Genomic DNA, 26,717 nt, shown 5'->3' with positions numbered 1-26,717 from the left:
CCCCGCCGCTTCGCGGCGACCCTCCCCATCCAGGGGAGGGTAAAGCGCGCTCGGCCGAAGGCCGCAAGCCCGACCAGGCGCCCGAGCCGTTGCGAGGCGACTCCCGCGACGCCGAAGGCGCGCAAAAAAGAGGGGGCGGAGGGCCTGCGCCGGCAGGCGCGGAACGGCCCGTGAGCGAAAACAAAGTCAACATCTGCTGCGTCGGCGACGACGACCAGTCCATCTATGGCTGGCGTGGCGCCGAGGTCGACAACATCCTGCGCTTCGACAAGGATTTCCCGGGCGCCACCATCATCCGGCTGGAACGCAACTACCGCTCGACGGCGCACATCCTCGGCACCGCCTCGCACCTCATCGCCCACAATGAGGGTCGCTTCGGCAAGACGCTGTTCACCGAGAAGGTCGCCGAGGACGACGAGAAGGTGCATGTTCACGCCGCTTGGGATTCCGAGGAGGAAGCCCGCGCCGTCGGCGAAACCATCGAGACCTACCAGCGTGCCAAGCACAAGCTCAATGATATGGCCATCCTGGTCCGTGCCTCCTTCCAGATGCGCGAATTCGAGGATCGCTTCGTCACGCTCGGCCTCAACTACCGCGTCATCGGCGGCCCGCGCTTCTATGAGCGCATGGAAATCCGCGATGCACTGGCCTTCTTCCGCGTCGTCGCGCAGGGCGCCGACGACCTCGCCTTCGAGCGCATCGTCAATGTCCCCAAGCGCGGCCTGGGTGAAGCCACCATCCGCCAGATCCACGACACGGCGCGGAGCTTGCGCATCCCGATGCTGGAGGCAGCCGCCAAGCTCGCAGAAAGCGACGAGCTGAAGCCCAAGCCCCGCGCGGCCTTGCGCGAAGTGGCGGCCAATTTCGAGCGCTGGCAGAAGGCGCTGGAAACCACGCCGCACACCGAACTCGCCGAGACCATTCTGGAGGAGAGCGGCTACACCGACATGTGGAAGAACGACCGCTCGGTCGAGGCGCCGGGCCGGCTGGAAAACCTGAAAGAGCTTATCCGCTCGATGGAGGAGTACGAATCGCTGCGCTCCTTCCTCGAGCATGTCGCGCTGGTCATGGACGCCGAGCAGAACGCCGAGCTTGACGCCGTCAACATCATGACGCTGCATTCGGCCAAGGGCCTCGAATTCGAGACCGTGTTCCTCCCCGGCTGGGAGGAAGGCCTGTTCCCGCACCAACGCGCGCTGGACGAAGGCGGCCGCTCCGGCCTGGAGGAAGAGCGCCGTCTCGCCTATGTCGGCCTGACCCGGGCCAAGAAGAACCTGCATCTGTGGTTCGTCTCCAACCGCCGCATCCACGGCCTGTGGCAGTCGACCATCCCGTCGCGCTTTCTGGACGAACTGCCGGAAGCCCATGTCGAGGTCGCCGAAAGCGGCAACTCCTATGGCGGCTACGGCAATTCCTATGGCGGCGGTTCGTTCGCGTCGGGCCGTGGCGGCCAGGGCGCAGGGCGGCAGAACCCCTACGGCGCCTCGCGCTTCGACAATGTCGGCGCGGAAAAATCCGGCGCCTTCTCCAACACCTATGCGACGCCCGGCTGGCAGCGCGCGCAGGCCAACCGCACCGAGGCGACCGACCGCAACTGGGGCTCGCGCTCCGGCCACCAGGTCGAGCGCATCGGCTATGGCGAGACCGACTCCGGCTACGGCGCCGGCCGAACCAGCGTCAAAGGCCGCACCATTGACGGCGAACTGGTCGCCAAATCCGTCGCCGACACGCCGTCGCCCTTCAGCGTCGGCGACCGCGTCTTCCACCAGAAATTCGGCAACGGCAACATCTCCAACATCGAAGGCAACAAGCTGACCATCGACTTCGACAAGGCCGGCCAGAAACGCGTGCTCGACGGGTTCGTCGCGGCGGTGTGAGCGCCCGCTTGTCCTGTTGTCCTACAAGCGACCGCATTGTTGTAGTCTGGCGGAGCCCTCCCCGCCTCGTCATCCACGGGCGGAGCAAGGAGCGTAGCGACGCAGCGTAGACCCGAGGATCCATGCCGCGTCTTCAACGCGTTGCCACGGTGCGGAATCCTGCGCAGCTGCACTCCAAGGTCGCGGAATGGATTCCAGGGTCTACGCGACGGAGCTTCGCTCCTGCTCCGCCCTAGAATGACGAAGCGACGGGCGTCTGCCCAGTCGTCGGGGCATGCGGTCCGCAACATGAGCGTCCCCGTCAATTTAGCCCGCCCCTCACCTGTACCGCGCCTGGTTCCACTTGTGCCCCAGCAGCGACAGGATGATGATCAGCCCGTTGAAGAACTGGACGTAGAAGCCGCTCAGGCCCGCCGCCACGACGCCGGTCTGGATGAACGACACGGTGACCGCGCCGATCGCTCCACCGGCAACCGTACCGATGCCGCCCCAGGTCGGCGTGCCGCCGACGAACACCGAAGCCAGCACCGGCAAGAGATAGCCGTCGCCCGCGGTCGGCCACCAGGTGAAGTTGATCATCACCGAAAACGTGCCGGCGATCGCAGCCCCAATGCCGGTGAAGATGAACACTTTCACCCGCACACGCTTGACGTCGATGCCCATTTGCTGGGCGCTGTCGGGGTTGTCGCCGACGACCCTCACCTGCGCGCCGAAGCGGTGCCGGTTGTAGAGCATTGCCGACAAAATGACGAAGGCGAGTGCCCAGAAGACCTGTACCGGAAAACCCCACACCTGACCGGAGAAGATGGTGTACGCCCAGCTGTCGCTGAGACCGGTCAATGCCGTCGATCTGCCCTCGTTGATGATCTGGATCAGTCCCCGCAGCAGGAAATTCATGCCGAGCGTGGCGATCAGCGACGACAGCCCGCCATAAACGACCAGCGATCCGACGAGAAAGCCAAGCAGCGTGCCGGTGATGAGTGCGGCAGCAATGCCGAGGAACGGATCATAGCCGGCCTGCACCACCAGCGCGAACACCCAGGAGGCAAAGCCCATGGTTGCGGGAAACGACAGGTCGATCTCGCCGCAAGTGACGACGAAGACCAGCGGCACCACCACGAACAGCGCAACCGGCAGCGTGGTCAGCACGGATCTGTAGAGATACCAGGTGGTGAACACGGTCGGGTTGGCGATCAGGAACGCCGCCATCATGATGATGAACACGGCGAGCGTGCCGAGCGCTGCGCGGTTGTCGATGACGAAACCGCGCAGCCAATGGTCGGACGGGTGCTTCCACTCGGGTCGGGCTGCCTTGCCGCCGAGAGGGCTCTGCAGATCGGGTTCCATGGTCTTGCTCATCGTGCTGCCCTCTCCGCGTCGCCGGCCTCGTGCAGCCCCGGCAATCCGCCGGGATGCGCAACGTCTTCCATGAAATTGATCAGCTCTTCGGCCGACTTGACCTCGGTGCGATCGGCGGTCAGCGCCACCTTGCCGCGGTCAATCACCACGAAGCGGTCGGCGATGTCGAAGACATGGTGGATGTTGTGGCCGATGAAGAGGATCGAGCGCCCGCTCGCCCGCACCTGGCGCACGAAATGGAAGACCTTGGCGGTCTCGGTCAGCGACAGCGCCGTCGTCGGCTCGTCGAGGATGATCAGCTCCGCCTGCTTGTAGATGGCGCGCGCGATCGCCACGCCCTGGCGTTCGCCGCCGGAGAGCTGGCCCACGATGGAATGCGGCGTGAACACCTTCGAGGTGAAGCCGATCTCGCGCATCAGCCGGCTCGCCTCCTCTATCTCTTTATTGACCTTCAGAAAGCCCATGAAGCCGGTGAGTTCGCGGCCCATGAAGATGTTGCGCACGATGGTCTGCTGCACGGCCAGCGCCCGGTCCTGGAAGACCGTCTCGATGCCGGCGTCGCGCGAGCGTGCCGCACTCCAGCCGGTCACCGGCTTGCCGCGCACCAGGATCTCGCCGCTGGTCGGCTTGACGACGCCGGACAGGATCTTGATCAGCGTCGATTTGCCGGCGCCATTGTCGCCGATCAGGCCAACCACCTCGCCGCGGTCGACCGAGAGATTGACCCCGCCCAGCGCATAGACCTGGCCGTAGGATTTGCTGATGTCGCGCAGTTCGATGATGCGTTCGGCCATGGCGATCCTCGCTTGAGCAATTCCAGGAAAAGTGTACGCGGTTTTTCGTCCGGAATTGCGTAAGAACAAAGAGATAGAGCGGTTCGCCGTTTCCTTGAAACGGTGAAATGCTCTCGCTTGCCGGCATTCTCGCCAGCGGTCCTGCCGGCCGGGCTTGGGCCCAGCCGGCAGCTTGGGAGGTCAGCGCAGCGCCTGCTTGGCGAGCTCGGCGACGATCTCGTAATTCTGCGGCGTGACGAAACCGGCACCGGTGTCGACATTCATCGGCGCCAGGCCCAGCACCACCTGCTGGCAAAGGCTGAGGATCGGCAGATAGCCTTGCAGAAACGGCTGCTGATCGGCCGTCAGCTGCACCCAGCCGCCCTTGAACGCCTCGACGATCTGCGGGCTGGTGTCGAAGCCGAAGTTGAAGATGTCGCCGGGTTTGCGTCCCGCCGCCTGCATGTAGGTGGCGACGTTGCCCAGCATCTGGCCGCCGGGATAGCCGACCGCCTTCACATCGGGATTGTTGAGCAGGGCCGCGGTGATCACCGGGATCGCCAGATTGGGATCGGACGCCCATTCGCCGCTCGGGGGCGACGACAGCTGGATGACCTCGACGCCGGCCTCCTTGAGTGCTGCCACCGTGCCGCGCTCGCGCGCACCGCGCGCCTCGTTTTCGAACGGGCCGATCATGATCGCCTTGTCGCCGGACTTGAGCTTGCCGAGCTTGAACGCTTCAGCGCCGAGCGCGCGGCCCTGCTGCTCCTGCTGGGCGCCGACATAACCGCCGCCGAACGCGTCCACCACTTTCGGCACCGGCACGTTCTGGTACATCATCTTGATGCCGTCCTTATGCGCCTGTTCGGCCAGCGGCATGATCGCGGCGTCGCCCGGATGGCCCATCATGGCAATGCCGTTTGGCTTCACGGCGACGGCCTCACGCAATTGCTGCACCATCTTCTCGACGTCCCACTGCGAGAAGATGTAGTCGACCTTCGGCCCGAGATCAGACGCCGCCTGCTTGGCGCCATTGTAGACGATGGTGCCGAAAGCATCGCCCTCGGCGCCGCCGACGAAAAAGCGGATATGGACATCCTTGCACCACTGGGCGTCGAGCGCCTGCGCCGGCAGAGTGGAGATGGCGGCGCACAGCGCCGTGGCGGCGGCCACGGCGGTCGAGCGCAGAAATGTCGTTCTTATTGCGATGCTCATGCACGTTCCTCCCTTTTGTCCTCGGTGAGCCGAGGGGTTCGTCATTCGCTTATCAGCAGTGCTTGTCGGCAGTGCTTGGCAATCTGTCAGGCCGGCTCCTCCCACCGGCCCTCGGTCACGCTGGGTTCGGCAGGTAGATCGCCCCTCCCCGGCATTGCTTGAGGTATTCCAGCCCGCGCACCTGACCTGTGATTTCGAGGTCGCCGCGATAGACCGGGTCGTGCCACCCTTCGATGTCGATGGCGCCCTTGTAACCGGCCAGCCGCAATTCGCTGATCACCCGCGTCCAGTCGCTGTCGCCGAAGCCAGGTGTGCGCATCTGCACGAAGGGCAGCTTGCCGAACACGCCGTGCTCCCGGATGACATCCCAGCGCACCGTCGCGTCCTTGCCGTGGACATGGAAAATGCGCGGCGCCCATTTGCGGATCTGCGGCATCGGATCGATGAGATAGACCAGCTGATGGCAGGGCTCCCATTCGAGGCCGAGATTGTCGTCGGGCAATTCGTTGAACATCAGCTCCCAGGCATCGGGATTGTGGGCGATGTTCCAGTCGCCGGCCGCCCAGTTGCCATCCATCGCGCAATTCTCGAAGGCGATGCGCACGCCCTTGTCGGCGGCGCGCCTGGCCAGTGGTCCCCAGACCTCACGGAAGCGCGGCAGGCTGTCGGTCAGCTTCTTGCCGCGGAGGCGGCCGGTGAAACCGCTGACCGTTGAGGCGCCGAACAGATGCGCATTGTCGATGACGGTTTCCCAGGCCGCGAGCACGCCGCGATCGACCTCGCCATCCTCCAGCGGATTGCCGAACACGCCGATCGACGACACGACGACATCGGCATCGCCGATCGCCTCGCGAATCTCGCCGGCGAGCCGCCGCAAATCCTTGCCGCCCAGCGTCTGCCAGAAGAAGGGCTGGATGCTCTCGAAGCCGAGAGGCAGAATCTCTTTGATGTAGGCGGCGGGGTCTTCGAGATTGGCCCGCACCATGGTGCCGATGCGGATGTCGAGAAGCGGGTTTGGCATCACGATGCTTCCTGTGTGATTGCGACGCGCCGTCCGGTCTCGGCGCTTTCGATGGCGCCGAAAACCATGGCCAGGCTTTTGACGTTGTCGCTGCCACGCGTCTCCGGCTCGCTGCCGGTCTCGATGGCGTGGATGAAATCCTTGATGATGCCGAGATGACCGCCGACGCGGTCGGCGGGATCAAGCGGCGGCACGATGATGGGCTGGGTCAGGTCGAACAGGCCGTCGCGGACCGACAACACAACCTCGGCCTTCAGCCCGTCCTCGCCGTCCCAGAGCAGGCTGCCGTGCTCGGCGACGATGCGCCATGTGCTCTCCCAACTGGTGCGGAAGCCCGCCGCGCACCAGGAGCCTGCATAGGTGAAGCGCTTGCCGCCACCGAGATCGAAGATAGCGCTGGCCGACGATCCCTGCCGGTACCAGGAATTGGCCGGCTCCCATTCCTGGCAAAAAACACCGGCGGGATCGCCTGCGACCATGTAGCGGGCGGCGTCGAATGTATGGATCGCCATGTCGAGCAAGAGCACATGCGCCATCTCCTCGCGGAAGCCGCCGAAATGCGGCGCGACGAAGAAATCGGCATGGATGCTGGTTGGCTTGCCGATGGCGCCGGAGTCGAGAAAGCGCCTGATGCGCCGGACATTGGCGACGTAGCGGCGGTTCTGCACGACCGCATGGATACGCCCCGCGTTACGTGCCGCATCGACGATGGCGCGCGCATTTTCTGGAGTATCGGCCAGCGGCTTTTCCGTCAGCAGATGGCAATGATGGGCAAAGGCGGCAAAGGCGACGTCGCGGCGGGCGGCGGGAACCACGACATCGAACACCGCTTGCGGTTTGGTCTGGTCGAGAACCGCATCCAAGCTGGTGCCGATGACGACGCTATCGAGCCCGTATTCGCGTGCCCTCGCCCGCGCCCGTTCGGCGTCGAGATCGACAAGGCCGACAATGGCGAGCCCGTCGATCTGCCTCGCGGCATCGAGCCAGGCCTTGCTCATCGCACCACAGCCGACGAGGACGGCATTCATCATCCAGCATTCCTCCCGTCCGGTCCCTCCAGACCGAATGTCACGGCATTTCCGGCATCACCGTAAACGTTTCTCCGTAAACGTTTACGAGAACACACCCGATGGCGTAGAATGTCAATCGGCTGCCAGCGAAAATCATCCCGAAGCCTTGGCCTGGGCGGCAGCCGGTGCTAGCCAAGACAGGGGGAGAACTGTCCTTGGCGTCCAGCATCCATGACCTTGCGCGTCACCTGAACATTTCGATCGGCACCGTGTCGCGGGCGCTGAACGGCCGCGCCGACGTCAATGCCGACACCCGCCAGCGCGTGCTCGCCGCCGCCAAGCAATTGAACTATTCGCCCAACCAGTCCGGCCGCAGTCTGCGGCAAGGCACCACCCATTCGATCGCCTTCATGCTGCAGCCGCATCCGGGCGACCAGCAATATGGCGAACCGTTCTTCATCCCGTTCCTGATCGGTCTGCAGGGCCGACTGGCCGAGGATGACCTGGATCTGATGGTCGTCATGGGCGAGCCCGGCCAATATCAGCAGGAGAGGCTGCGCCGCGTGGTTGAGACGCGCCGAGCCGACGCGGTCGTGTTGGCCAATACACGGCGGGAAGACGATCGGATCGACTATCTCAGCAAGGCTGGCTTTCCCTTCGCCACGCTTGGCCGAAGTCAATCCGGCGACGACACCTATCCTTCGCTCGATATCGATTTCGAGAGGGCGGGTGATGAAGCCGTCGACCGGCTGGTCGCGCGCGGCCACCGCCGCATTGCCGCCATCCGCCCTTCGCTGGATCTCAACTTCGGCTACCTGTTCCTCGACGGCTACCGCAAGGCGCTGGGGCGGCATGGCATCGAAGTCGACCCCGGCCTGATCGCCGACGGCTTCATCAACGAGGCCGGAGGCTACCAGGTGACGCCGCGCGTGATGCTCTCCAAGGACCGGCCCACAGCCATCATCTTCAACAATGACGCAATGGCGCTCGGCGGCTGCAAGGCACTGGCCGAGATGGGCATCAGGCCCGGCCACGACATCGCGGTGATCGTCATCGTCGACACGCCGCTCTGCCGTTATTTCTCGCCGGCGCTGACCGCCTTCCGTCCGTCGCTGGAGCCGATGGGCCGGCGGCTGGCCGAAATGCTGCTGGCCTCGCTTCCCGCCTTTGCCGGCCCGGAAGGTCCGCGCATCATCCGCGAAGTCTGGCCGCTGGAACTGATCGCCCGCGACAGCGATTGATCATTGCGCTCTTCCCTCTCCTACAAGGGAGAAGGAAGAGGCCCTCTCTGTCACGCAAGTATCATGTTCGCGTCCTAGACCGCTTTGCGAGAGGGCGACATCGTCGATGCGATGCGGTGGCCCCTTTGCGCCGCTCAAGGCTTGTCACAAAAAGGATCTCCATGAAAATCTCGCACCGAACCGTGTCGCTCGGCGCCGCGCTGGCGCTGTTTACCGCCCTGACCCCTGCCCTTGCCGACAGCACCGCCACCGTTGGCGGCTTCGTCAACAAGGGCCTGGTCGGCGTCGGCCGCATCCCGGCCGATCAGAAGGACAAGTTCGGCGAGACCTTCGGCTCCGGCTCCGGCATGTCCATCGACGCCGCAAGCTGGACCCGTGGCGCGGACGGCTACAAGGGCTCGCTCTGGTTGCTGCCGGACCGTGGCTACAATGTCGTCGGCACCACCGATTACCGGCCGCGCCTCAACACTATTCATATCGAATTCACGCCGACCGCACTGGGCGCCACGCCCACCTCCGGCCAGGAACAGACAAGCGTCAAGGCGACGCTTGCCGATTCCCTGCTCCTCACCGACGACAAGGGCGCTGACGCCACCGGCCTCGATCCGCTCAACGGCGTGCGCGCGGCCAATGGCGACCTGCCGATCCTGCCCGAGGCCAATGGCAAGCTGGCGCTCGACAATGAGGCGATCGCGCGGCTGCCCGACGGCACCATGTTCATCTCTGACGAATACGGCCCCAACATCTACCGCTTCTCGGCCGACGGCCATCTGTTGTCGGCAACGCAGCCGCCCGCCGCTTTGGTGCCGATGCGCAAGGGCGCGCCGAACTTCGCCTCCGACAATCCGGGCCCCGGTGCAGCCGAACCCGATCCGAAGGATCCCGAAACCGGCCGCCAGAACAATCAAGGCCTCGAAGGCATGGCGCTGACGCCGGACGGCAAGTCGCTGATCACTGTGCTGCAGTCGGCGCCCCGCCAGGATGGCGGCGATTCGCCCGCGACGCGCCAGAACACCCGCGCGCTGGTCTACGACGCCTCCGACCCGGCCCATCTCAAGCTGGTGCATGAATATGCCGTGCCGCTGCCGGTGTTCAAGGACGCCAAGGACAAGACCAAGGTCGCCGCGCAGAGCGAAATCGTGGCGCTGTCCGACAAGACCTTCCTGATGCTGGCGCGCGACAGCGGAAACGGCCAGGGGGTGAAGGGCGATACTTCGCTGCTGCGCCAGATTTTCGTCGTCGACGTCTCTGGCGCCACCGACATTGCCGGCGGCGCCTTCGATGCCGCCGACAAGCCGCTGGCGCCCAAGGGCGTGCTCGACCCCTCGGTGACCCCGGCCAAGCTGACGCCGTTCATTGACATCAACGACAACAAGGAACTCGGCCGTTTCGGCCTGCATGACGGCAAGCCGAACGACAAGAACAATCTCTCGGAGAAGTGGGAAGCAATGTCTGTGGTCAGCCTGCTCGATCCGGCGCTGCCCGACGACTATTTCCTGTTCGTCGGCAACGATAACGACTTTCTCACCCAGGACGGTTTTCAGGTCGGCGCGCCCTACAAGGCCGACGACGGCGCCGATGTCGACACCATGTTCCTGGTCTATCAGGTCACGCTTCCGGGCCTCGCCAAGAAGTAGCCGTTTACGGAAAGGCGGACGCGCCCGGCGCGTCCGCCTCTAAACGTTTGTCGGCGATCAGCGATGCCGTGAAGGCACCTATTTCAAAATCTCCGCATCCCTTGGCACGCCGGCATCGATCGGCTCGGCGGTCCGGCTCGACACGGCCATGATCTTGCCTGCGGCCGACAGGTTCGGGCGCACATAGACCTGGGCTACGCCGTTGACCCGGCTGTAGAGGTCGATAATGTCCTGGTTCATGAAGCGCACGCAGCCCGACGACGCGTTCTTGCCGATGGAATCCCATTCCGGCGTGCCGTGCAGCCGGTACATCGTGTCCTTGCCGTCGCGGAACAGATAGAGCGCGCGCGCGCCGAGCGGACTCTGCGGTCCGGGCGGCATGCCGTCCTTGTATTTCGCCAGTTCCGGCCGGCGCTGGATCATTTCCGGCGGCGGCGTCCACACCGGCCATTTCTTGCGCGCCTGGATCACGGCGCTGCCGGTCCAGCCAAACCCGGCCTTGCCGAGGCTGACGCCATAGCGCATTGCCTTGCCGCCGTCGCGCACCAGATAGAGAAAATGCTCGGATGTATCGACGACGATCGTGCCGGGTTTTTCGCCGGTCGGATCGTCCACGATCTGGCGCACGAATTTCGGATCGAGCTTGGCGACGGGGATTGCCGGCAATGAAAAGCCCTCATCGACGCGCGCCGAATACATGGTGGCGGCATCGCCGAAAGCGGGCTCGGGTGCGGGTGCCGGCGCCGGCGTCGGCGGTACTGCCACATCAGTGGTTGTGCAGGCCGAAAGTGCCATGGCAGCGGCACCCAAAGTGGATGCTCCCAGAAACGCGCGCCTATTCAGGCGCTCAGAAAATAATGGATTGTCGGACATGATCCCCCCGGTTTGCGGCCCCTCGCGGCGATGACCCATAGCCCATTACGCAAGCTTTGAGAACCTGATCGCCTCAGCCGCGTTAAGCGTGATGTTCCGATGCCGCATCGACCTTGTCCGTTAAATCGGCGATCATTGCCGGGCGGACTTTGAGATGAACCTTCGCCGAACAGCCCATGGACGAAAAAATACCCCCGCGCCGGCGCACCGGCGATCTCACCAGCGGCCCAATCCCTCGCACGCTGCTGTTGTTCGCGCTTCCGGTGCTCGGTTCCAATGTGCTGCAGTCGCTCAACGGTTCGATCAACGCCGTCTGGGTCGGCCGCTTCCTCGGTGAATCGGCGCTGACGGCGACCTCAAACGCCAATCTGGTGCTGTTCCTGATTCTTGGCACCGTGTTCGGCATCGGCATGGCCGCCACCATCCTGGTGGCGCAATCGGTCGGCGCCCGCGACCTGCCCGAGGCGCGGCGCATCGTCGGCACCAGCGCCAGCTTCTTCTTCCTCGTCTCGGCTATCTTCGCCGTCTGCGGCTGGATCTGGGTCGAAGCTATCCTCAACACACTGGGCACCCCGCCCGATGCGCTGCCGCTGGCGCGCTCCTATCTGCGCATCATCTTCGTCGCCGTGCCGATGATGAATCTTCTGTCCTTCGTCATGACGGTGCTGCGCGGTGCGGGTGATTCGCGCACGCCATTCTTCTTCATGGCGCTCGCCGTCGTGCTCGACATCATCCTCAATCCGCTGCTCATTCGCGGCATCGGCCCCTTCCCCGAGCTCGGCATCGCCGGCTCCGCCACCTCGACGCTGATCGGCCAGACGGTGAGCGTGATCGCCATCCTCGTCGTGCTTTATGCCAGAAAGCATCCGTTGCGGCTCGCCGGCGCGAACCTCGCTCTGCTGCGGCCGGATCCGGCGCTGCTCAGGATCGTCGTTTTCAAGGGCGTGCCGATGGGCCTGCAGATGATCGTCATTTCGGCGGCGGCGCTGACCGTGATGGGCATCGTCAACTCCTACGGCTCGCAGGTCGCCGCCGCCTATGGCATCGCGGCGCAGCTGTGGACCTATATCCAGATGCCTGCACTGGCGATCGGCGCCGCAGTCTCGTCGATGGCGGCCCAGAATGTCGGCGCAGGGCGGTGGGACCGCATAGGTCGCATCGCGGCGTCCGGCGTCGGCTTCAACCTGGTGCTCACCGGCGCCCTGGTGGCGCTGCTGTTCTTCTTCGACAGGCCGGTACTCGGCCTGTTCCTTAGCGGGGACAGCACCGCAATCGACATTGCAGCCCACATCAACAAGGTGGCGTCCTGGTCGTTCATCCTGTTCGGCGTCACCATCGTGCTGTTCGCGACCGTGCGCGCCACCGGTGCCGTGATGCCGCCGCTGATCATTCTGGTGATTTCCGTGATGGTCGTGCGTACCGGCTTTGCCTACTTCTTCAGGAGCTACATCGGCGAGGAAGCGCTGTGGTGGAGTTTTCCGGCGGGATCGATCACCTCGCTGGTGCTGGCCGCCGCCTATTATCGCTTCGGCCGCTGGCGCACCATGCACATGATCGAGGACCGGCCGGCCGCCGGCGAGCCGCCCGACACCGGCCTCGGCATCCCGCGCGGACGGGCAAACATGGCGCCCGGGACGCCAAACGGGTGAGGCTCAGCGCGCGTATTTGACGCCGAACCCCAGCGCTACGACAGAGAACAGCGTGATCATGCCGGCGAAGGCCAGGCTTGCCGTCGTCGGAGTGGCCCAACTCGACAGCAGCCCAATGCCGATCACCGGCAGCGCATTGCCGCAGAAGCAGCAGATGAAGAACGCCGACACCAATTCGGCGCGACGCTCGGCAGGTGCGATCTGGTTCACCACCTGCAGGCCGCCGCGATAGCCGAGCGCCGCCGCCACGCCGCACACAGCGGTGGCGGCAACCATCAGGGACATCGACGCGAAAAACTGAGCAGCAACCATCAGCCCTACGGCCGGGATCATCAGCGCCAGCGCGGCCAGCATGCCGGCGCGACTGGACAGTCGGGTCGTGGCCAGAATGGTCGCGGCCGCAACGATCGACAGTTCAAAGAACAGCCCGCCAGCCTCGGCATGGTTGGCCACATGCAGCTGCTGCGCCAGGATGCTCGGCGCCAGGGCTGCATAGAAGCCGACCAGCGCCATGGCGCCGAAACCGGTGACCGCCGGCGCCACGAAGGCAGCGCGGATATCGCTCGGCACCGATAGCCGTGGCCGCAACGAAACGTCGACCAGCCTGCCCGGCCGGGACACGGTTTCGCGGGTACGCCAGATCAGCAGCGTCACCACCACCAGCAAGGCAAGATAGACCGCAAACGTTAGTCTCAACGGCCAGGGCGCATATTCGGCGAGCAGGCCCGATGCCAGCGCGCCGAGGCCAAGGCCAACGAAGTTGGTGCTGGTGGCGATGATTGCCGCGCGCGATTTGTCCTTACCCTCGATCAATTCGGCAAGCCAGGCCGTGCCGGTTCCCGCGCCGACGCCGATGCCAAGGCCGCTCAATATGCGGGCGACATCGAGCCATGCAACATTCTCGGCCAGCAGGAACACCACCGCGCTGACCACCGCTATGGCCATCGACGCCAGCGCCGCTGGACGGCGGCCAATGCCGTCGGACAAGCGCCCGAACATCAGCAATGCGCCGAGATTGCCGACGACATAGACAGCGTAGACCAGCGTCAGCGTGATCTGCGAGAAACCGAAGGCCTGCTTGTAGATGACGTAAAGCGGCGTCAGCACCGTGCTGCCGGCGAACAGAGCGGCGATCATGGCGGCAACCGCGGCCATCGCGGGCCGGCCATCGAGTCCATTGTCGCGCGTTATGGTCTCGGCATAGCTGGTCATGGCAACCTCCGGCTAATCGCCCAACGCCCAATTGCGCCCCAACGTCCATGTAAGGATGGCCGTTCCACGCGCCGAACTTCATCCTGACAACCTTGTCAGGATGGTCTTGCCCGAAGTCCTCGCTTAACGTCTTTCCATCGAGAGGGAGAATCCATGGGAAAAGGTAGAGTCGAGGCATTCACCGATGGGGTGGTCGCCATCATCATCACCATCATGGTGCTGGAGCTGAAAGTGCCGCATGGGGAGGATTTTTCAGCGCTTCTGCCTCTGTGGCCGATCTTTTTCAGCTATGTCTTGTCGTTCATCAATGTCGGTATCTACTGGAACAATCTGCACAACATGTTCCACACCGTCCAAAGGGTCGACGGCCGCGTGCTGTGGGCCAACCTCAACCTTCTGTTCTGGCTGTCGCTGATGCCGGCAACGACGGCCTTCATGGGCGAGAACCATTTCGCGCCGGTCCCCGTCGCCGTCTATGGCATCGACCTGGTGCTGTGCGCGGTCGCCTACACCTTTCTCGCCACCAAGCTGCACCATTTGCACGGCAATGACACCGCCTTCGCCAAGGCGCTGGGCAATGACCGCAAGGGCAAGATCTCGGTGGCCCTCTACGCCGCCGCCGTCCCGCTTGCCTTCGTCAACCAATGGATCGGCGTTGCGATCTTCGTGCTGGTGGCCGCCGTCTGGTTCGTGCCGGACACGCGTTTTTCGCGGGTGCTGGAAAAGTAGCGTAGGACGCGTCTACTTGCGCATCGCCTTCAGCTTTTCGGCAACCGACGCCGCAAGGTCGGCATAGCGCTCCTCCAGCCGCTCGGCCGCCTTGATGATCGAAAAATCATGGCCGAATTTTTCCAGCGCCATGCGCAATTTCTCGACGAACTCGGCCTGTTTTTCGAGTGCCGAAAACAAGGTCTTCACCTGCGCTTCGCTTATGTCCGGATTGGCAAGCATCTGTGGCACCTCGCGGCCCATCTGGTCGCCGGTGGCGGTCTGCTCCTTCAGAATCGCTACCCAGTCGGTCAATCGGCAGTCTCCCTGTTCGGCAGCAGCATGCACAGCCGCCGTTGATGCGGTCAACCCGAACACGCGGGACGGCCTTGCACGATGCGCGTCCCGCGCTAAGTTCGGCGCCACCCGAACCCTAGGAAAAAGATCATGACCTCCGACGCCGAAATCCAATCCGCTTTGCCCGCCCTCAGCCGAGGCAACGTCGCCGTCATCACCGGGGGCGCCAGCGGCATCGGGCTTGCCGCTGCCAAAAGGCTGGCGGCTATGGGCATGAGACTGGTGCTGGCCGACATTGGCGGCGCGCGCCTCGATGCGGCCCGCCAGGCAGTCGCCGCGATCGCCGGCGAGAATGCCGTGCTTGCCGTCGCCACAGACGTCTCGAAGGCCGACGAACTCGGCCGGCTGGCGGAAAAGACGCATGCCGCTTTCGGACCGCATCGCTGCTGATGAACAATGCCGGTGTCGGCAACAATCCGGGAAAACCGTGGCAGAACGGCGACGCCTGGAAGCGGCTGATCGACATCAATTTCTGGGGCGTCGTACATGGCGTCGAGGCCTTTGCGCCGGCCATGCTGGCCTCCGGAGAGCCGGGCCTGATCATCAACACCGGCTCCAAGCAAGGCATCACCACGCCACCCGGCAATCTCGCCTACAACGTCTCCAAATCGGCATTGAAGACGTTCACCGAAGGGCTGGCGCACGCATTGCGCAACGAGCCGGGCGCGAAGGTCGCGGCGCATCTTCTCATTCCCGGCTTCACCTTCACCGGCCTCACCGAAGGAGCGGTCGAAAAACCGGCTGGCGCCTGGACCGGCGAGCAGGTGGTCGACTTCATGCTGGCTTCGCTGGCGCGTGGGGACTTCTACATCCTGTGCCCCGACAATGAGGTGATGCGGCCGACCGATGAAAAGCGCATGGCCTGGGCGATCGGCGACATCATCGAGAACCGGCCTGCTCTCTCGCGCTGGCACCCCGACCATAAGGACGCTTTCGCGGCCTTTATGGGAAACTGATCGTCGAACTCAGCCAAAGCCGAGACTCAGGCGGGCGCGCGTTTTTTCGCGGTGCGCTTTTGCGCGACGGCCTTCTTGCCCGCCAGTTCGGCGAGCTCGTGGTCATGGCGTTTTGCCGCCCGCTCGCATTTGTCTCTGATCTCCTCGACCTCGGATTCGGTCAGGTGCTCGATGCCGATGAAATGATTGTGGCCCTCGCTGACGCGGATCAGTTCGTCGAGCTTGGCCTGAACCGCGGCGCCGTCGCGGTTCTGGGTGTTCTGAATCAGGAACACCATCAAAAAGGTGATGATCGTCGTTCCCGTGTTGATGACGAGCTGCCACGTATCGGAGAAGCCGAAGAATGGCCCGCTTACCGCCCAGACGATAACGATGGCGCAACAGGCGATGAAAGTCGGCGGCAGGCCCGCCAAGTGCGAAACGGTGTTGGCGATTCTGGTAAACAGCTTTTCGATCATTCACATCCTCAACCGTTCAAAGCGCGACGAGCTGACCAAGGCCGCATTCATCGCTCCAACAATAAACAACCGGCAGCCGCTTCCGGTTCCCTGTCGCAGAGGGCATCGCTGGTGCAATTGTATGCACGCCAAAGGCGCAGCGCCGTGAAAAGCCGCCTTATCGGTTTGTTGCCATTAGTCACCATGCAGGCCAAAACCTGTTCGTTCCGCTTCACGGCGGATTTGTCTCCAAGCCCCTTCCGCTGCGCCACCCCCGCATGGCGGAAGGGGTCCGTTGCGTTGCCGCAGACCGGCGGAACTCTTCCCGACACGTGCCGTTCAGAATTTTGGCGCCAGGATTTCGGCCAGCCAGTCGATGAAACCGCGCACGCGCGGCGAGCTCTCAGGAATGCTCTTGCTCCCAACGATCGAGGAAATCCTCAATCGGCAAGGCCTGCATGTCGGGAACCGCTTTGGCGAGTTTCTCCGGCGGCCAGTCCCACCAGGCAAGGCTTTCGATCCGCGCCGCGATCTCGGAGGGAAAGCGCATGCGCAACGGCTTCGCCGGTACGCCGGCGACGATTGTGTAGGCCGGCACATCCCGCGTCACCACCGAATTGGCGCCGATGATGGCGCCATTGCCGATGCTGATCTCGGGCATGATGACGGCGCCATGGCCGATCCAGACATCATTGCCGATGCCGACCGCCTTGGCCTGCCGCCGCGCGCGGAACGCCGCGTCGACGCCCAGCCAGCGGAAATACTCGTTCGGCCGGTAACTGAGCTTGTGCTGCGTGATCCGCTCGATCGGATGCTCCAGCGCATTGATGCGGCTGTTGGCGGCGATCGAGCAGAATTTTCCGATCGTCGTGTAGATCGCCTCGGCGTGGCGCTCGAAATAGGAGAAATCGCCGACATTGACCTCGCGCAGCACCACCCGTTCGCCGATCGAGGCATAGCGGCCAAGCTTGCACGCTTTCAGCTCCGCGGTCGGATGGATGCGCGGCTCCGGATCTTTCAGGACGAGGTTTTCGGTACGGTCCATCTGGCGGATTTACCCCCGCGCAATTGCGGAAGCAATTGTCGCGTGGCGATTGGCCCCGCAAGGGGGCCAACCGTCCGTCAGAGCAATTGCGCTGACACAGGATCCGCTATTTCGGCTTGCCGCCGGTCCACACCACGTTCTGGCCGAACAGCGGCACGGTCGTCACCGACATTTTCGCCGAGCCGTCCTGCACCTGGCGCGAATGCGAGAGATAGATCAGCGTCTCGTTCTTCTTGTCGTAGATGCGGTTCACCACCTGCTTCTTCCAGATCAGGCTGATGCCTTGCTTGAACACCTCTTCGCCGCCCTCGCTCATGTCGATGTCGCCGATGGTGATCGGCCCGGTCTGGCGGCAGGAGATCGAGGAATCAGACGGATCCTCGAACCAGTTGCCCTTGTGCAGCCGGTCGATGACGCTGCGCTCGAAATAGGAGACATGGCAGGTCACGCCGTCGATCTTGGGATCCTTGATCGCCTCGACGATGATGTCGTTGCCGACCCAATCGACGCCAACCTTGCCGACCTCCTCTGCCGCGGCGGCACCGGCGCAAAGGGCAAGGCATGCGGCCAGCGTGCCGCCGATCAGTTTCTGCCCAATCCGTCTCTGCCCGGTCCGTCTTTGCAAGGGAGCCTCCTCAGGTTCGGTTTGCCGGTCTCAGGTGGGATAAGGGCCAGCTGTTTGCAAGGTAGCGCTCAGCCCGGTTGCGGCAACGCGGCATCTTTGCCAAAGCGATCTTGAGCATTATGGTCTGCTCGTCATGAAATTGGAGGGCACTCAGCATGTCGTCGTCTTTGGACCCGCATTTTTCGTCGCTCTTCAGTTCAAAGGCAGCACGCTAGATGTACAGCGACGCGTCCCCTCTGATGCGCTTTATCCTTGTTGGTATCATCGTTGCGATGGTCGCCGGGCTCGGTGCAATGACCGTCTTGTCGCACAGGCCTTTCCAGAGTGGCGAACCGTATGGCGCGCCATTCACGCTGGTCGACCAGAAAGGCGCGCCAATCACCGAAGCCGCCTTCAGGGGAAAACCCAGCATCGTCTTCTTCGGCTTCACCCATTGCCCGGAAGTCTGCCCGACCACTTTGTTCGAAATGGCCGGCTGGCTGAAGGCGCTGGGGGACGACGGCAAGAACCTCAACGCCTACTTCGTTACAGTCGATCCAGAGCGCGACACGCCGCCGGTGATGAACACTTACGTCAGCAATTTCTCCGACCGCATCGTCGGCATATCGGGCGATCCCGACAAGGTGCACGCCATGGCGAAGTCCTTCAACATCTACTGGAAGAAGGTCGACACCGGCGACGGCGATTACACGATGGACCACACGGCCTCGGCGCTGCTGCTCAATGCCAAGGGCGAGTTTTCGGGCACCATAGCCTATGGCGAAAGCGCCGATACCGCGATCGCCAAGCTGAAGCGGCTGGCGGCAGGCTAGGCATGATCCCTAAATGTGGAATCCGGTTTTCTCGGACAGAAAAGTGTTGTCCAGAGATCATGCTCAAGCAAGAGACCAGCTGATGGGTCAGACCAGGCTCCACTTCATCGCCGGGAAGGTCGAGGCCGACCGCATCTTTGCCGCGCTCGAACCGGCTTTCGAGGATGAAGGCCTGCCGATCGCCGTGCTCGAAGTCGATGAAGACCGCGACATCTACGAGGTTTCGCTCTACACCGACGGCAATGTCGACGCGGTTGAGGCGCGGCTAAGGGACAGCCTCGCCGGACTGTCCCTGTCGAAGCCGATCGAGCGCGAGGTTTTGCCCGACATCGATTGGGTGGCGCGCTCGCTGGAGGGACTGAAGCCGGTGCGCGCCGGACGTTTCTTCGTCCATGGCGCGCATGACCGCAGGAAGCGCCACAGCGGCGAACTGGCCATCGAGATCGAGGCCGGCCTTGCCTTCGGCACCGGCCATCACGGCACCACGGCCGGCTGCCTCGAAATGCTGGAGCGGGTCGTGCGCCGCGAACGTCCCAGGAATGCCCTCGACCTCGGCACCGGCAGCGCGGTGCTGGCGATCGCCGTCGCCAAACTGGCGCATATTCCGGTGCTGGCGACCGACATCGATCCGATCGCCGTCAGGGTCGCCGCCGCCAACGCCCGCCTCAACCACGTCAAGGCGCTGGTCGAAACGGTGACGGCGCCCGGCTTCCACCACCCGATCTTCGGCAAGCGTGCGCCTTTCGATCTCATCGTCGCCAACATATTGGCGCGACCGCTGATGCGGCTGGCGCCTGAGATGGCCAGGCACATCAGTCTCGGCGGCTCGATCGTGCTGTCCGGCATCCTCGAGCGCCAGTGCAATGCGGTGATCTCGGCCTATGTCGGCCAGAATTTCCGGCATGTCAGGACCTTGCATCGCGAAGGCTGGGTAACGATCCACCTCAAGCACTGAGACGCAACGCGCTTTGGACCAATCCGAGCCTGTTTGCGATTGGCGAAAATCGATTCCGGTTTTTCCGGGTCATGCGCTACGGTCGCGCCCGATACAGGAGGCATACCATGTTCCAGACCTTCGATTCCGCAGGCGACCCCAGCGTCGGCAAGCCGCGCGTGACGTTGCTGCGGCGATGGCTGGCGGATAATGGCCTCGACGGTTTCCTGGTGCCGCGCGCGGACGAGCACCAGGGCGAATATGTCGCCGATCGCTCGGCGCGGCTGAAATGGTTGACCGGCTTTAGCGGCTCGGCCGGCGTAGCACTTGTGCAGCGTGACCGCGCCTTCATGTTCGTCGATGGCCGCTATACCTTGCAAGTGCGCCACGAAGTCGATCTCGACATTTTTGCAATCGAGAGTCTCGTCGACAACCCGCCGGCCTCCTGGATCAAGGACAATCTCGGCAAGGGCGCCAGGCTTGGCTTCGACCCCTGGCTGCACACGATCGCTGAGGTCAAGGCGCTGAAAACCTCGGCCGAGCAATCCGGCGCGACGCCGGTGCCGCTCGACAGGAACCCGATCGACATCATCTGGAAGGATCAGCCGGCGCCGCCCGTGGCGCCGGTCGAAATCCACCCGATCGGCTTTGCCGGGGAACTCGCCAAGGACAAGCTGGCGCGGCTGGCGGCGGCAATCGGTAAGGAGGGCGCGACGCACGCCGTGCTCACCGACCCCTCCTCGATCGCCTGGGCCTTCAACATCCGTGGTGGCGACGTGCCGCACACGCCGCTGGCGCTCGGCTTTGCGATCCTTGCAGCAGATGGCAAGCACCAGCTGTTCATGGACCAGCGCAAGTTTTCGCGCACGGTCGCCGCCTATCTCACCCAACTCGCCGATCTGCACGAACCCGGCGAGTTCGAAGCGGCGGTCGCAGCCCTTGCCAAGGGCGGCGCCAAGATCGCGCTCGATCCGGTGCTGGCGGCGGAAAAGCTCAAAATGCTGGTCGAGGACAATGGCGGCACATTGGTTTCAGCAGCCGATCCCGCCCGCATTCCGCGCGCCACGAAGAACCAGGCGGAAATCGCTGGCAGCCGCGCCGCGCACCGCCGAGACGGGGCGGCGGTGGCGAAACTGCTGTGCTGGCTGGAACGGCAGAAGCCGGGCACGCTCGACGAAATAACCGTTGTCACCAAGCTGGAGGAAACGCGCCGGCAGACCGGCGAGGAAACGCAGATGCCGCTGCGCGACGTCTCCTTCGACACCATTTCCGGCGCCGGGCCGAACGGCGCCATCATGCACTACCGTGTGTCGCGCGCCACCAATCGCAAGCTGACAAAGGGCGAGCTGTTCCTGCTCGATTCCGGCGCCCAGTATCAGGACGGCACCACCGACATCACCCGCACGGTGCCGATCGGCCAGCCGACCGAGGAGATGCGCGAGCGCTTCACACTGGTGCTGAAAGGTATGATCGGCATTTCCACGCTGCGCTTTCCCGCCGGCACGCGCGGCTCGGAAATCGACGCGGTGGCGCGCATGGCGCTGTGGAAGCATGGCTGCGACTTTGCCCACGGCACCGGCCACGGCGTCGGCTCGTATCTGGCCGTGCATGAAGGGCCGCAGCGCATCGCCCGCACCGGCACCGAAAAGCTGCTGGCCGGCATGATGCTCTCCAACGAGCCCGGCTATTACAAGGAAGGCTCCTACGGCATCCGCATCGAGAACCTGATCCTGGTGACGCCGGCCGAACAAGTTGAAGGCGGCGACATCGCCATGCACGGTTTCGAGACGCTGACACTGGCGCCGATCGATATCAGGCTGATCCGCACCGACCTGCTGACGCGCGAGGAGTTGCACTGGCTGGATACTTACCATGCCTGGGTGCTGGCCGAGATCGGCCCGATGCTCGACGGCGAGACGCTGGCCTGGCTGGAGAAGGCAACAGCGCCGCTGCCGCACGACGCCAAGATCTGAAATGAGCTTCTTTCTCCCCGTCACTATACGGGGAGGTGAGGAGCGGTCCGCGAAGCGGACGAAAAGCCAATTGCTTGGCTTTCGAGTGACGAACGCCCGGCAGAGCAATGAGGGCAGCGCCGACAGTTCGGAACTGTTGTGCCGGCAGGCGCCCTATGCCACAAACTGCCGCGCGAGGATCAGCACCACCGCCCCGGCCAGAAACATCGCCATCAGGCCGGCGCGCAGCGAGACCACAGCGGCGACGACCAGTGCCGCCCATTCCGCCGGTCCGGCGCTGAGTGCGGCGGGCGCCACCAGCGTCGTCAGCACCGCCGCCGGCACGGCGTTCAAGCCGGCCTCAACGCGTGGATGGATGTGGTCGAAGCGCGAGATCACCAGATGGCCGCCGACGCGGGTGAGATAGGTGGCGATCGCGCCGGCAATGATGATCCACAAGGTCGCGCTCATCGTTTTGCCTCCACACCGCTATGGTGCGGCGGCAGGATGACGGCCAGAAGCACGCCGGCAACGGCGCCGATGGAGACGTGCCAGGGCGAGCCCACAGTTTTGTAGGCAATGATCGATGCGGCGGCGCTGGCGATCACCACCGGCAGCCACAGCGGCCGGTTGCGAAAGCCCATGACCAGCCCGAGGAAATAGATCGGCAGCAGGAAATCGATGCCCAGCGCATGCGTGTCGGGGATCAGCTTGCCGAACACCGCGCCCAACGCGCTTTCAATCCCCCAGAACACATAGACCGGCAGGCCAAGGCCCATGTACCAGGCAAAACCGACGGTCTCGCCGGCTTCGGCCCTGCGCTCGGCCACCGCGAACTGCGGATCGGTGAGCACGAAATAGCCCAGCGCTTGGCTGATAACCGGCCAGTGCGCGATTCGCCGGCCGATGCTGGCGGAGTAAAGCACGTGGCGGAAGTTTACCGCGAAGATCGACAGCACGACCAGCCATGGCGCGACATGCTGGCCGAACAATTCGATGCCTACCATCTGGCTGGCGCCGCCGAAGATCAGCGCGCTCATTAAAAAAGCTTCGAGAACGGAAAAGCCGTTGTCGACGGCGATGGCGCCGAACAGCAGCCCAAATGGCGCCGCGGCGACAACCACCGGCATCGACAGCCGCACGCCGTCCCAGAAGTCGCTGGCCACAGAATTTTCGCTTAAGGTCTCTGCCGACATGTCACATTCCCATCTCGCGCTGCTATGTAGGAGCCGGCGTTTGAAAAGTCAGACGAATTCGCTTGAGCCAACAAATCAGCGAAACTGATGTTGTAAAAAATGAGGGGTTCGGATGATCGCTTATGATTTCACCGGCAGGCACGCGGTCGTCACCGGCGCCGGTGGCGGTATGGGCGAGGCGATCTCGCTGGCGCTGCTCGAGGCCGGCGCCTCGGTCACCGCCATCGACGTCAAGCCGCGTCCGGCGTCGCTTGCCGCCTATGACGACCGGCTCACCTTTGCCCAGGGCGACCTCACCGACGCCGCCTTTGTCGAGCAGACCATCAACGCCGCGGGCCGCAAGTGCGGCGGCATCGATTATCTCGCCAATGTCGCAGGCGTGCTCTGGTTCGGCCGCGACAAGTCGGCCCTCGAGATGGACCTTGATGTCTGGGACCAGGTCTTCAACATCAATCTGAAATCCTTCGTCCACACCGCGCGGGCGGTGGTTCCGCATATGCGGGCCGGCGGACGCGGCGGCGCCATGGTGCACTTCTCCACCATCCAGTGGTATCGCGGCGATCCGACCCCGCAGGATGCCTACCAGGCATCGAAGGCCGGCGTCTGTGCGCTGTCGAAGTCGCTCGCCATGCAGTTGGCGGGCGATGGCATCCGCTCCAATTCGATCTGCCCGGGCATGGCGTTGACGCCGCTGCAGGCGCGCTGGGACACCGAGGAGAAACGCGCGGCCGTTGCCAATTATGCGCCGCTCGGCCGCATCGGCACGCCGCAGGACATGGCCAATGCCACGCTCTTCCTGCTTTCCGATGCGGCAAGCTACATCACCGGCATCGAATTGGCAGTCGACGGTGGGCTTTTGATGCGGATGTAGCCGTGCAGCGCGGGGCTGATTTAGCTCCGCGGTGCCGTGCCCTGGATCGCCCTGCCCCAGTCGAGCAGCGGCTTGGCGCGCAAGGCGAAATCGACAAGCTCGTCGACCAGCGTCGGCGCGTGAATTCCAGCCGGATCGATCATGTGCTGGACATAGAAGTGCCGGTTGCGGATGGCGTCGACAAGATCGGGTTCGTTGACCTGCTCGAAGCCGCGCGGCGTGCGCTTCATGCGGCCCTCGGTTTCGAGTTCGAAGCCGTTTTTCCTAAGGGTTGAAAGCAGTTTTCGGAACTCGGCCGGCCGGGCGACGATCGCCTTGCGCATCGCCAGCAGCAGGGACGGCTCCGGATTCCACCAGGCGACATCGGCAAAGCAGCGGTCGATCCCGACATAGACGAAGAACACGCCCTGCTCCATCTTGGTGCCATCCGGCGACAGCATGGCCGACAAATGCTGGTTGTAGGGCCGCTTGTCCTTGGCGAAGCGCACGTCGCGGTTGATGCGAAACAGTGACTTCTTGCGGTCACCGCGCAAGCCCAGACCCGCCGCCGCGAAGCGCTCGGTCAGCGTCTCGACCAGATCGCAGAACGGCTCATGCAACTCGCTGTCGTAAAGCGCGCGGTTTTCCTGGAACCATTCGCGGCTCTGGTGGAAGTCGAGCGCCTTCAGGAACGGTATGGCCTTTTGCCCGAACCCTTTGAACGAACCGGCGGTCATGCCTTGCCGACCCGTTGCAGCCAGGTGTCCTCGTCGATGACTTCGACGCCGAGTTCGCTGGCCTGCTTCAGTTTGGAGCCGGCGCCCGGCCCGGCCACCAGCAGATCGGTCTTCGCCGACACCGAACCCGCCACCTTGGCGCCGAGCCGTTCGGCCATCGCCTTGGCTTCGGAGCGTGTCATCTTTTCCAGCGTGCCGGTGAAGACGATGGTCTTGCCGGCAACCTCGCTGTCGGCCGACACGGTGACGACATACGGCTTCGGCTTGACCTGTTCGAGCAGTCTGTCGAGCACGTCGTCATTGCGTTCATTGCCGAAGAAATCGCGCAACGCATCGATCACCGTGTCGCCAATGCCGTTGATGGAGGGGAAGACGCTGTGCGGATCCTCAGCCGCCGCCGTTTCCTTGCCCACGCGGATCAGCTCCTCGATGGTCGAAAACGTCCGCGCAAGCACGGCCGCCGTCGTTTCGCCGATATGGCGGATGCCGAGTGCGAAGATGAAGCGGTCGAGCTCCGGCTCGCGGCGCGAATCGATGGCCGCGAACAGCTTGTCGAGGCCTTCATAATTGCGGTCCTCGACACCGCGCACATTCTTGCGCGCCTTGCCCGATGCCGCCTCGCGCTGCCTGGCCTGCTCCTCGCGCCGCTCGGCCAGCGCCCTGGTGACGCCCGGGCGGCGATCCCTGAGGGTGAAGATATCGGCGGCGGTCTTGACCAGTCCCGAATTGAAGAACAGGTCGATATTCTCGGCGCCCAGACCCTCGATGTCGAGCGCGCCGCGCGACACGAAATGACGCAGCCGCTCCACAGCCTGGGCAGCGCAAATCAGCTCGCCGGTGCAGCGCCGGCGCGAATCCTCCTTGCCGGTCTTTTCGTTGATTTCGCGCGTCGCCGGCGAGCCGCAGACCGGACAAATGTGCGGGAATTCGTAAGGCACCGCATCAGCCGGCCGCTTGTCGACGACCACGCTGACGATCTGCGGAATGACATCGCCCGCCCGTTGTATGACAACCGTGTCACCGATGCGGACATCGATGCCGTCGCGAATCGGCAGGCCGTTGCTGTCGAAGCCTTTGATGTAGTCCTCATTGTGCAGCGTGACGTTTTCGACCACCACGCCGCCGACCGTGACGGGCGCCAGCCGCGCCACCGGCGCCAGCGTGCCGGTACGACCGACCTGGATATCGATCTTCTGCACCGTCGTCATCGCCTGTTCGGCCGGGAATTTGTGCGCAACGGCCCAGCGCGGCTCGCCGGTGACAAAGCCCCAGCGACGCTGCAATTCCAGCTGGTCGACCTTGTAGACGACACCGTCGATGTCGTAGCCGAGCGACGAACGCAGCTCCTCGATCTTGTGGTAGTGCGCGATCAGCTCCTCGACCGACTTCGCCCGCACCATCAGCGGGCTGACCTTGAACCCCCATTCGGCGAATTTCTGCACCGAATCATATTGGGTCGGCGCCGGATCCGCTGTCGTGTAGCCCCAGGCATAGGCAAAAAACTTAAGATTGCGGCTGGCGGTGACGGACGCATCCTTCTGTCGCAGTGAGCCGGCCGCGGTATTGCGCGGATTGACATAGTCCTGGCCGCCCACCGCCGCCGAGCGGGCCTTCAGTGCCTCGAATTCCGCATAGGTCATGTAGACTTCGCCGCGGATCTCGATGGTCTCGGGCCAGCCCGATCCTTTGAGCTTGGCGGGGATGTCGGCGATGGTCCTGAGATTGGCGGTGATGTCTTCGCCGACAGCGCCGTCGCCGCGCGTAGCACCCTGCACGAACACGCCGCGTTCATAGCGCAGCGACGCCGACAGGCCGTCGATCTTCGGCTCGGCCGTAAACGCAATGTCGAGATCCTTGTCGCGGTCGAAGAAGCGCCGGCCACGCTCGATGAAATCGGTGACGTCCTCGTCTGTATAGGCCTTGGCGAGGCTGAGCATCGGCACCGCATGGCGCACCTTGGCAAAGCCCTCCGCCGGCGCGGCGCCGACCCGCAGCGAGGGCGAATCCTCGCGCACCAGACCGGGAAAGCGCTCCTCGATGGCAAGATTGCGCCGCCGCAGCGCGTCATATTCCGCGTCCGTAATCGTCGGCGCGTCCTCGGCATGATAGCGCCTGTCATGACCGGCGATCTCCTCGGCCAGCCGCTGGAGCTCATCCGCGGCTTCGCTTTCGCTCAACGATTCGACTGGTTTTTCAGACATGCAGCGGTCCCTGGACAGTGGCGCGACACCATAAATCAGG

General features: G+C 63.9%; 24 protein-coding genes and 1 pseudogene. 10 read left to right on the top strand and 15 right to left on the bottom strand.

Annotated features, from left to right (window positions below):
• Window positions 1-1,877: ATP-dependent helicase (locus NKI61_RS14885; RefSeq protein ID WP_352839921.1), on the top strand; the 1,877-nt coding region annotated here is incomplete at its 5' end.
• Between the two features lie 318 nt (window positions 1,878-2,195).
• Here the strand turns inward: NKI61_RS14885 and NKI61_RS14880 are convergent.
• The 5 genes from NKI61_RS14880 to NKI61_RS14860 form a co-directional block, all read right to left on the bottom strand.
• The gene (locus tag NKI61_RS14880) at window positions 2,196-3,236 is read right to left on the bottom strand and encodes an ABC transporter permease (protein WP_023746907.1); all 1,041 of its coding nucleotides are present in this window, start codon (window positions 3,234-3,236) and stop codon (window positions 2,196-2,198) included.
• Entirely contained in the window at window positions 3,233-4,030 is a 798-nt protein-coding gene (locus tag NKI61_RS14875; RefSeq protein ID WP_023668308.1) for an ATP-binding cassette domain-containing protein, read from the bottom strand. Before NKI61_RS14875 ends, NKI61_RS14880 begins: the two co-directional genes overlap by 4 nt.
• A gap of 180 nt (window positions 4,031-4,210) precedes the next feature.
• Entirely contained in the window at window positions 4,211-5,224 is a 1,014-nt protein-coding gene (locus NKI61_RS14870) for a substrate-binding domain-containing protein (RefSeq protein WP_352839919.1), read from the bottom strand.
• 115 nt (window positions 5,225-5,339) lie between these two features.
• Entirely contained in the window at window positions 5,340-6,245 is a 906-nt protein-coding gene (locus tag NKI61_RS14865) for a sugar phosphate isomerase/epimerase family protein (RefSeq protein WP_352839917.1), read from the bottom strand.
• On the bottom strand, window positions 6,245-7,276 hold the full coding sequence (locus NKI61_RS14860) for a Gfo/Idh/MocA family protein (RefSeq protein ID WP_352839915.1): 1,032 nt from the start codon (window positions 7,274-7,276) through the stop codon (window positions 6,245-6,247). The genes NKI61_RS14865 and NKI61_RS14860 overlap by 1 nt, the downstream gene beginning before the upstream one ends.
• A gap of 194 nt (window positions 7,277-7,470) precedes the next feature.
• Here NKI61_RS14860 and NKI61_RS14855 point away from each other — a divergent pair, with 194 nt between their 5' ends.
• On the top strand, window positions 7,471-8,496 hold the full coding sequence (locus NKI61_RS14855; protein ID WP_023697001.1) for a LacI family DNA-binding transcriptional regulator: 1,026 nt from the start codon (window positions 7,471-7,473) through the stop codon (window positions 8,494-8,496).
• Window positions 8,497-8,657: 161 nt separating this feature from the next.
• Window positions 8,658-10,133: an esterase-like activity of phytase family protein gene (locus tag NKI61_RS14850; protein WP_352839913.1), complete on the top strand. Its 1,476-nt coding sequence runs from the start codon at window positions 8,658-8,660 to the stop codon at window positions 10,131-10,133.
• 78 nt (window positions 10,134-10,211) lie between these two features.
• Here the strand turns inward: NKI61_RS14850 and NKI61_RS14845 are convergent, their stop codons facing one another.
• On the bottom strand, window positions 10,212-11,006 hold the full coding sequence (locus NKI61_RS14845) for a L,D-transpeptidase (protein WP_352839911.1): 795 nt from the start codon (window positions 11,004-11,006) through the stop codon (window positions 10,212-10,214).
• 176 nt (window positions 11,007-11,182) lie between these two features.
• Here NKI61_RS14845 and NKI61_RS14840 point away from each other — a divergent pair, with 176 nt between their 5' ends.
• Complete coding sequence (locus NKI61_RS14840; protein ID WP_023826608.1) at window positions 11,183-12,655, top strand: MATE family efflux transporter; 1,473 nt, start codon at window positions 11,183-11,185, stop codon at window positions 12,653-12,655.
• Window positions 12,656-12,658: 3 nt separating this feature from the next.
• On the opposite strand, the gene NKI61_RS14835 is transcribed toward NKI61_RS14840, so the two are convergent.
• Window positions 12,659-13,867 (bottom strand): MFS transporter, encoded by a 1,209-nt coding sequence (locus NKI61_RS14835; protein WP_352839909.1) that lies wholly within the window; start codon window positions 13,865-13,867, stop codon window positions 12,659-12,661.
• 153 nt (window positions 13,868-14,020) lie between these two features.
• Between NKI61_RS14835 and NKI61_RS14830 the strand changes: the two genes are divergently transcribed.
• Window positions 14,021-14,596 (top strand): TMEM175 family protein, encoded by a 576-nt coding sequence (locus tag NKI61_RS14830; protein WP_023682120.1) that lies wholly within the window; start codon window positions 14,021-14,023, stop codon window positions 14,594-14,596.
• A gap of 12 nt (window positions 14,597-14,608) precedes the next feature.
• On the opposite strand, the gene NKI61_RS14825 is transcribed toward NKI61_RS14830, so the two are convergent.
• On the bottom strand, window positions 14,609-14,890 hold the full coding sequence (locus tag NKI61_RS14825; protein ID WP_023668298.1) for a hypothetical protein: 282 nt from the start codon (window positions 14,888-14,890) through the stop codon (window positions 14,609-14,611).
• A 132-nt stretch (window positions 14,891-15,022) separates the two neighbouring features.
• Here NKI61_RS14825 and NKI61_RS14820 point away from each other — a divergent pair.
• Window positions 15,023-15,888 (top strand): annotated as a pseudogene (locus NKI61_RS14820) (SDR family NAD(P)-dependent oxidoreductase).
• A 26-nt stretch (window positions 15,889-15,914) separates the two neighbouring features.
• Here the strand turns inward: NKI61_RS14820 and NKI61_RS14815 are convergent.
• The 3 genes from NKI61_RS14815 to NKI61_RS14805 all read right to left on the bottom strand — a co-directional run bounded on the left by NKI61_RS14815 (window position 15,915) and on the right by NKI61_RS14805 (window position 17,995).
• Window positions 15,915-16,346: a low affinity iron permease family protein gene (locus NKI61_RS14815; RefSeq protein WP_023750938.1), complete on the bottom strand. Its 432-nt coding sequence runs from the start codon at window positions 16,344-16,346 to the stop codon at window positions 15,915-15,917.
• Between the two features lie 382 nt (window positions 16,347-16,728).
• The gene (locus NKI61_RS14810) at window positions 16,729-17,370 is read right to left on the bottom strand and encodes an LbetaH domain-containing protein (RefSeq protein ID WP_023699599.1); all 642 of its coding nucleotides are present in this window, start codon (window positions 17,368-17,370) and stop codon (window positions 16,729-16,731) included.
• A gap of 106 nt (window positions 17,371-17,476) precedes the next feature.
• Window positions 17,477-17,995 (bottom strand): CreA family protein, encoded by a 519-nt coding sequence (locus NKI61_RS14805; protein WP_031203217.1) that lies wholly within the window; start codon window positions 17,993-17,995, stop codon window positions 17,477-17,479.
• 236 nt (window positions 17,996-18,231) lie between these two features.
• On the opposite strand from NKI61_RS14805, the gene NKI61_RS14800 reads away from it, so the two are divergent.
• From NKI61_RS14800 to NKI61_RS14790, 3 genes are all read left to right on the top strand, one after another.
• Window positions 18,232-18,807 (top strand): SCO family protein, encoded by a 576-nt coding sequence (locus tag NKI61_RS14800; protein WP_352839922.1) that lies wholly within the window; start codon window positions 18,232-18,234, stop codon window positions 18,805-18,807.
• Between the two features lie 82 nt (window positions 18,808-18,889).
• The gene (locus tag NKI61_RS14795) at window positions 18,890-19,762 is read left to right on the top strand and encodes a 50S ribosomal protein L11 methyltransferase (protein ID WP_352655762.1); all 873 of its coding nucleotides are present in this window, start codon (window positions 18,890-18,892) and stop codon (window positions 19,760-19,762) included.
• Window positions 19,763-19,869: 107 nt separating this feature from the next.
• Window positions 19,870-21,714 carry an aminopeptidase P family protein gene (locus tag NKI61_RS14790; protein ID WP_352768082.1) on the top strand — a complete coding sequence of 615 codons (1,845 nt, stop codon included), beginning with the start codon at window positions 19,870-19,872 and terminating at the stop codon, window positions 21,712-21,714.
• Between the two features lie 153 nt (window positions 21,715-21,867).
• Here the strand turns inward: NKI61_RS14790 and NKI61_RS14785 are convergent, their stop codons facing one another.
• Together NKI61_RS14785 and NKI61_RS14780 are read right to left on the bottom strand one after the other, a co-directional pair.
• Complete coding sequence (locus tag NKI61_RS14785) at window positions 21,868-22,164, bottom strand: AzlD family protein (RefSeq protein ID WP_023712443.1); 297 nt, start codon at window positions 22,162-22,164, stop codon at window positions 21,868-21,870.
• A complete protein-coding gene (locus NKI61_RS14780) occupies window positions 22,161-22,889 on the bottom strand; it encodes an AzlC family ABC transporter permease (protein ID WP_023741692.1) in 729 nt (242 codons plus the stop codon). Before NKI61_RS14780 ends, NKI61_RS14785 begins: the two co-directional genes overlap by 4 nt.
• Before the next feature lie 112 nt (window positions 22,890-23,001).
• On the opposite strand from NKI61_RS14780, the gene NKI61_RS14775 reads away from it, so the two are divergent.
• A complete protein-coding gene (locus tag NKI61_RS14775) occupies window positions 23,002-23,760 on the top strand; it encodes an SDR family NAD(P)-dependent oxidoreductase (RefSeq protein WP_023741693.1) in 759 nt (252 codons plus the stop codon).
• A 20-nt stretch (window positions 23,761-23,780) separates the two neighbouring features.
• On the opposite strand, the gene NKI61_RS14770 is transcribed toward NKI61_RS14775, so the two are convergent.
• Both NKI61_RS14770 and ligA read right to left on the bottom strand, forming a co-directional pair.
• Window positions 23,781-24,476, bottom strand: coding sequence for a DUF2461 domain-containing protein (locus tag NKI61_RS14770; RefSeq protein ID WP_023741694.1), 696 nt, complete (start codon window positions 24,474-24,476; stop codon window positions 23,781-23,783).
• Window positions 24,473-26,677: an NAD-dependent DNA ligase LigA gene (gene ligA, locus NKI61_RS14765; RefSeq protein WP_352839905.1), complete on the bottom strand. Its 2,205-nt coding sequence runs from the start codon at window positions 26,675-26,677 to the stop codon at window positions 24,473-24,475. Before ligA ends, NKI61_RS14770 begins: the two co-directional genes overlap by 4 nt.
• Between the last annotated feature and the right edge of the window lie 40 nt (window positions 26,678-26,717).

It is taken from the genome of Mesorhizobium sp. M0514 (genome assembly GCF_040321145.1).
In the GTDB taxonomy this organism is placed as follows: domain Bacteria; phylum Pseudomonadota; class Alphaproteobacteria; order Rhizobiales; family Rhizobiaceae; genus Mesorhizobium.
This window is presented reverse-complemented; position numbering and strand designations above follow the sequence as displayed.

What these genes read in the sequence shown, in the direction of transcription:
- NKI61_RS14880 (WP_023746907.1), bottom strand. Translation starts at nt 3,236, where the DNA reads ATGAGCAAGACCATGGAACCCGATCTGCAGAGCCCTCTCGGCGGCAAG.
- NKI61_RS14875 (WP_023668308.1), bottom strand. Translation starts at nt 4,030, where the DNA reads ATGGCCGAACGCATCATCGAACTGCGCGACATCAGCAAATCCTACGGC.
- NKI61_RS14870 (WP_352839919.1), bottom strand. Translation starts at nt 5,224, where the DNA reads ATGAGCATCGCAATAAGAACGACATTTCTGCGCTCGACCGCCGTGGCC.
- NKI61_RS14865 (WP_352839917.1), bottom strand. Translation starts at nt 6,245, where the DNA reads ATGCCAAACCCGCTTCTCGACATCCGCATCGGCACCATGGTGCGGGCC.
- NKI61_RS14860 (WP_352839915.1), bottom strand. Translation starts at nt 7,276, where the DNA reads ATGATGAATGCCGTCCTCGTCGGCTGTGGTGCGATGAGCAAGGCCTGG.
- NKI61_RS14850 (WP_352839913.1), top strand. Translation starts at nt 8,658, where the DNA reads ATGAAAATCTCGCACCGAACCGTGTCGCTCGGCGCCGCGCTGGCGCTG.
- NKI61_RS14845 (WP_352839911.1), bottom strand. Translation starts at nt 11,006, where the DNA reads ATGTCCGACAATCCATTATTTTCTGAGCGCCTGAATAGGCGCGCGTTT.
- NKI61_RS14840 (WP_023826608.1), top strand. Translation starts at nt 11,183, where the DNA reads ATGGACGAAAAAATACCCCCGCGCCGGCGCACCGGCGATCTCACCAGC.
- NKI61_RS14835 (WP_352839909.1), bottom strand. Translation starts at nt 13,867, where the DNA reads ATGACCAGCTATGCCGAGACCATAACGCGCGACAATGGACTCGATGGC.
- NKI61_RS14830 (WP_023682120.1), top strand. Translation starts at nt 14,021, where the DNA reads ATGGGAAAAGGTAGAGTCGAGGCATTCACCGATGGGGTGGTCGCCATC.
- NKI61_RS14815 (WP_023750938.1), bottom strand. Translation starts at nt 16,346, where the DNA reads ATGATCGAAAAGCTGTTTACCAGAATCGCCAACACCGTTTCGCACTTG.
- NKI61_RS14810 (WP_023699599.1), bottom strand. Translation starts at nt 17,370, where the DNA reads ATGGACCGTACCGAAAACCTCGTCCTGAAAGATCCGGAGCCGCGCATC.
- NKI61_RS14795 (WP_352655762.1), top strand. Translation starts at nt 18,890, where the DNA reads ATGGGTCAGACCAGGCTCCACTTCATCGCCGGGAAGGTCGAGGCCGAC.
- NKI61_RS14790 (WP_352768082.1), top strand. Translation starts at nt 19,870, where the DNA reads ATGTTCCAGACCTTCGATTCCGCAGGCGACCCCAGCGTCGGCAAGCCG.
- NKI61_RS14785 (WP_023712443.1), bottom strand. Translation starts at nt 22,164, where the DNA reads ATGAGCGCGACCTTGTGGATCATCATTGCCGGCGCGATCGCCACCTAT.
- NKI61_RS14780 (WP_023741692.1), bottom strand. Translation starts at nt 22,889, where the DNA reads ATGTCGGCAGAGACCTTAAGCGAAAATTCTGTGGCCAGCGACTTCTGG.
- NKI61_RS14775 (WP_023741693.1), top strand. Translation starts at nt 23,002, where the DNA reads ATGATCGCTTATGATTTCACCGGCAGGCACGCGGTCGTCACCGGCGCC.
- NKI61_RS14770 (WP_023741694.1), bottom strand. Translation starts at nt 24,476, where the DNA reads ATGACCGCCGGTTCGTTCAAAGGGTTCGGGCAAAAGGCCATACCGTTC.
- ligA (WP_352839905.1), bottom strand. Translation starts at nt 26,677, where the DNA reads ATGTCTGAAAAACCAGTCGAATCGTTGAGCGAAAGCGAAGCCGCGGAT.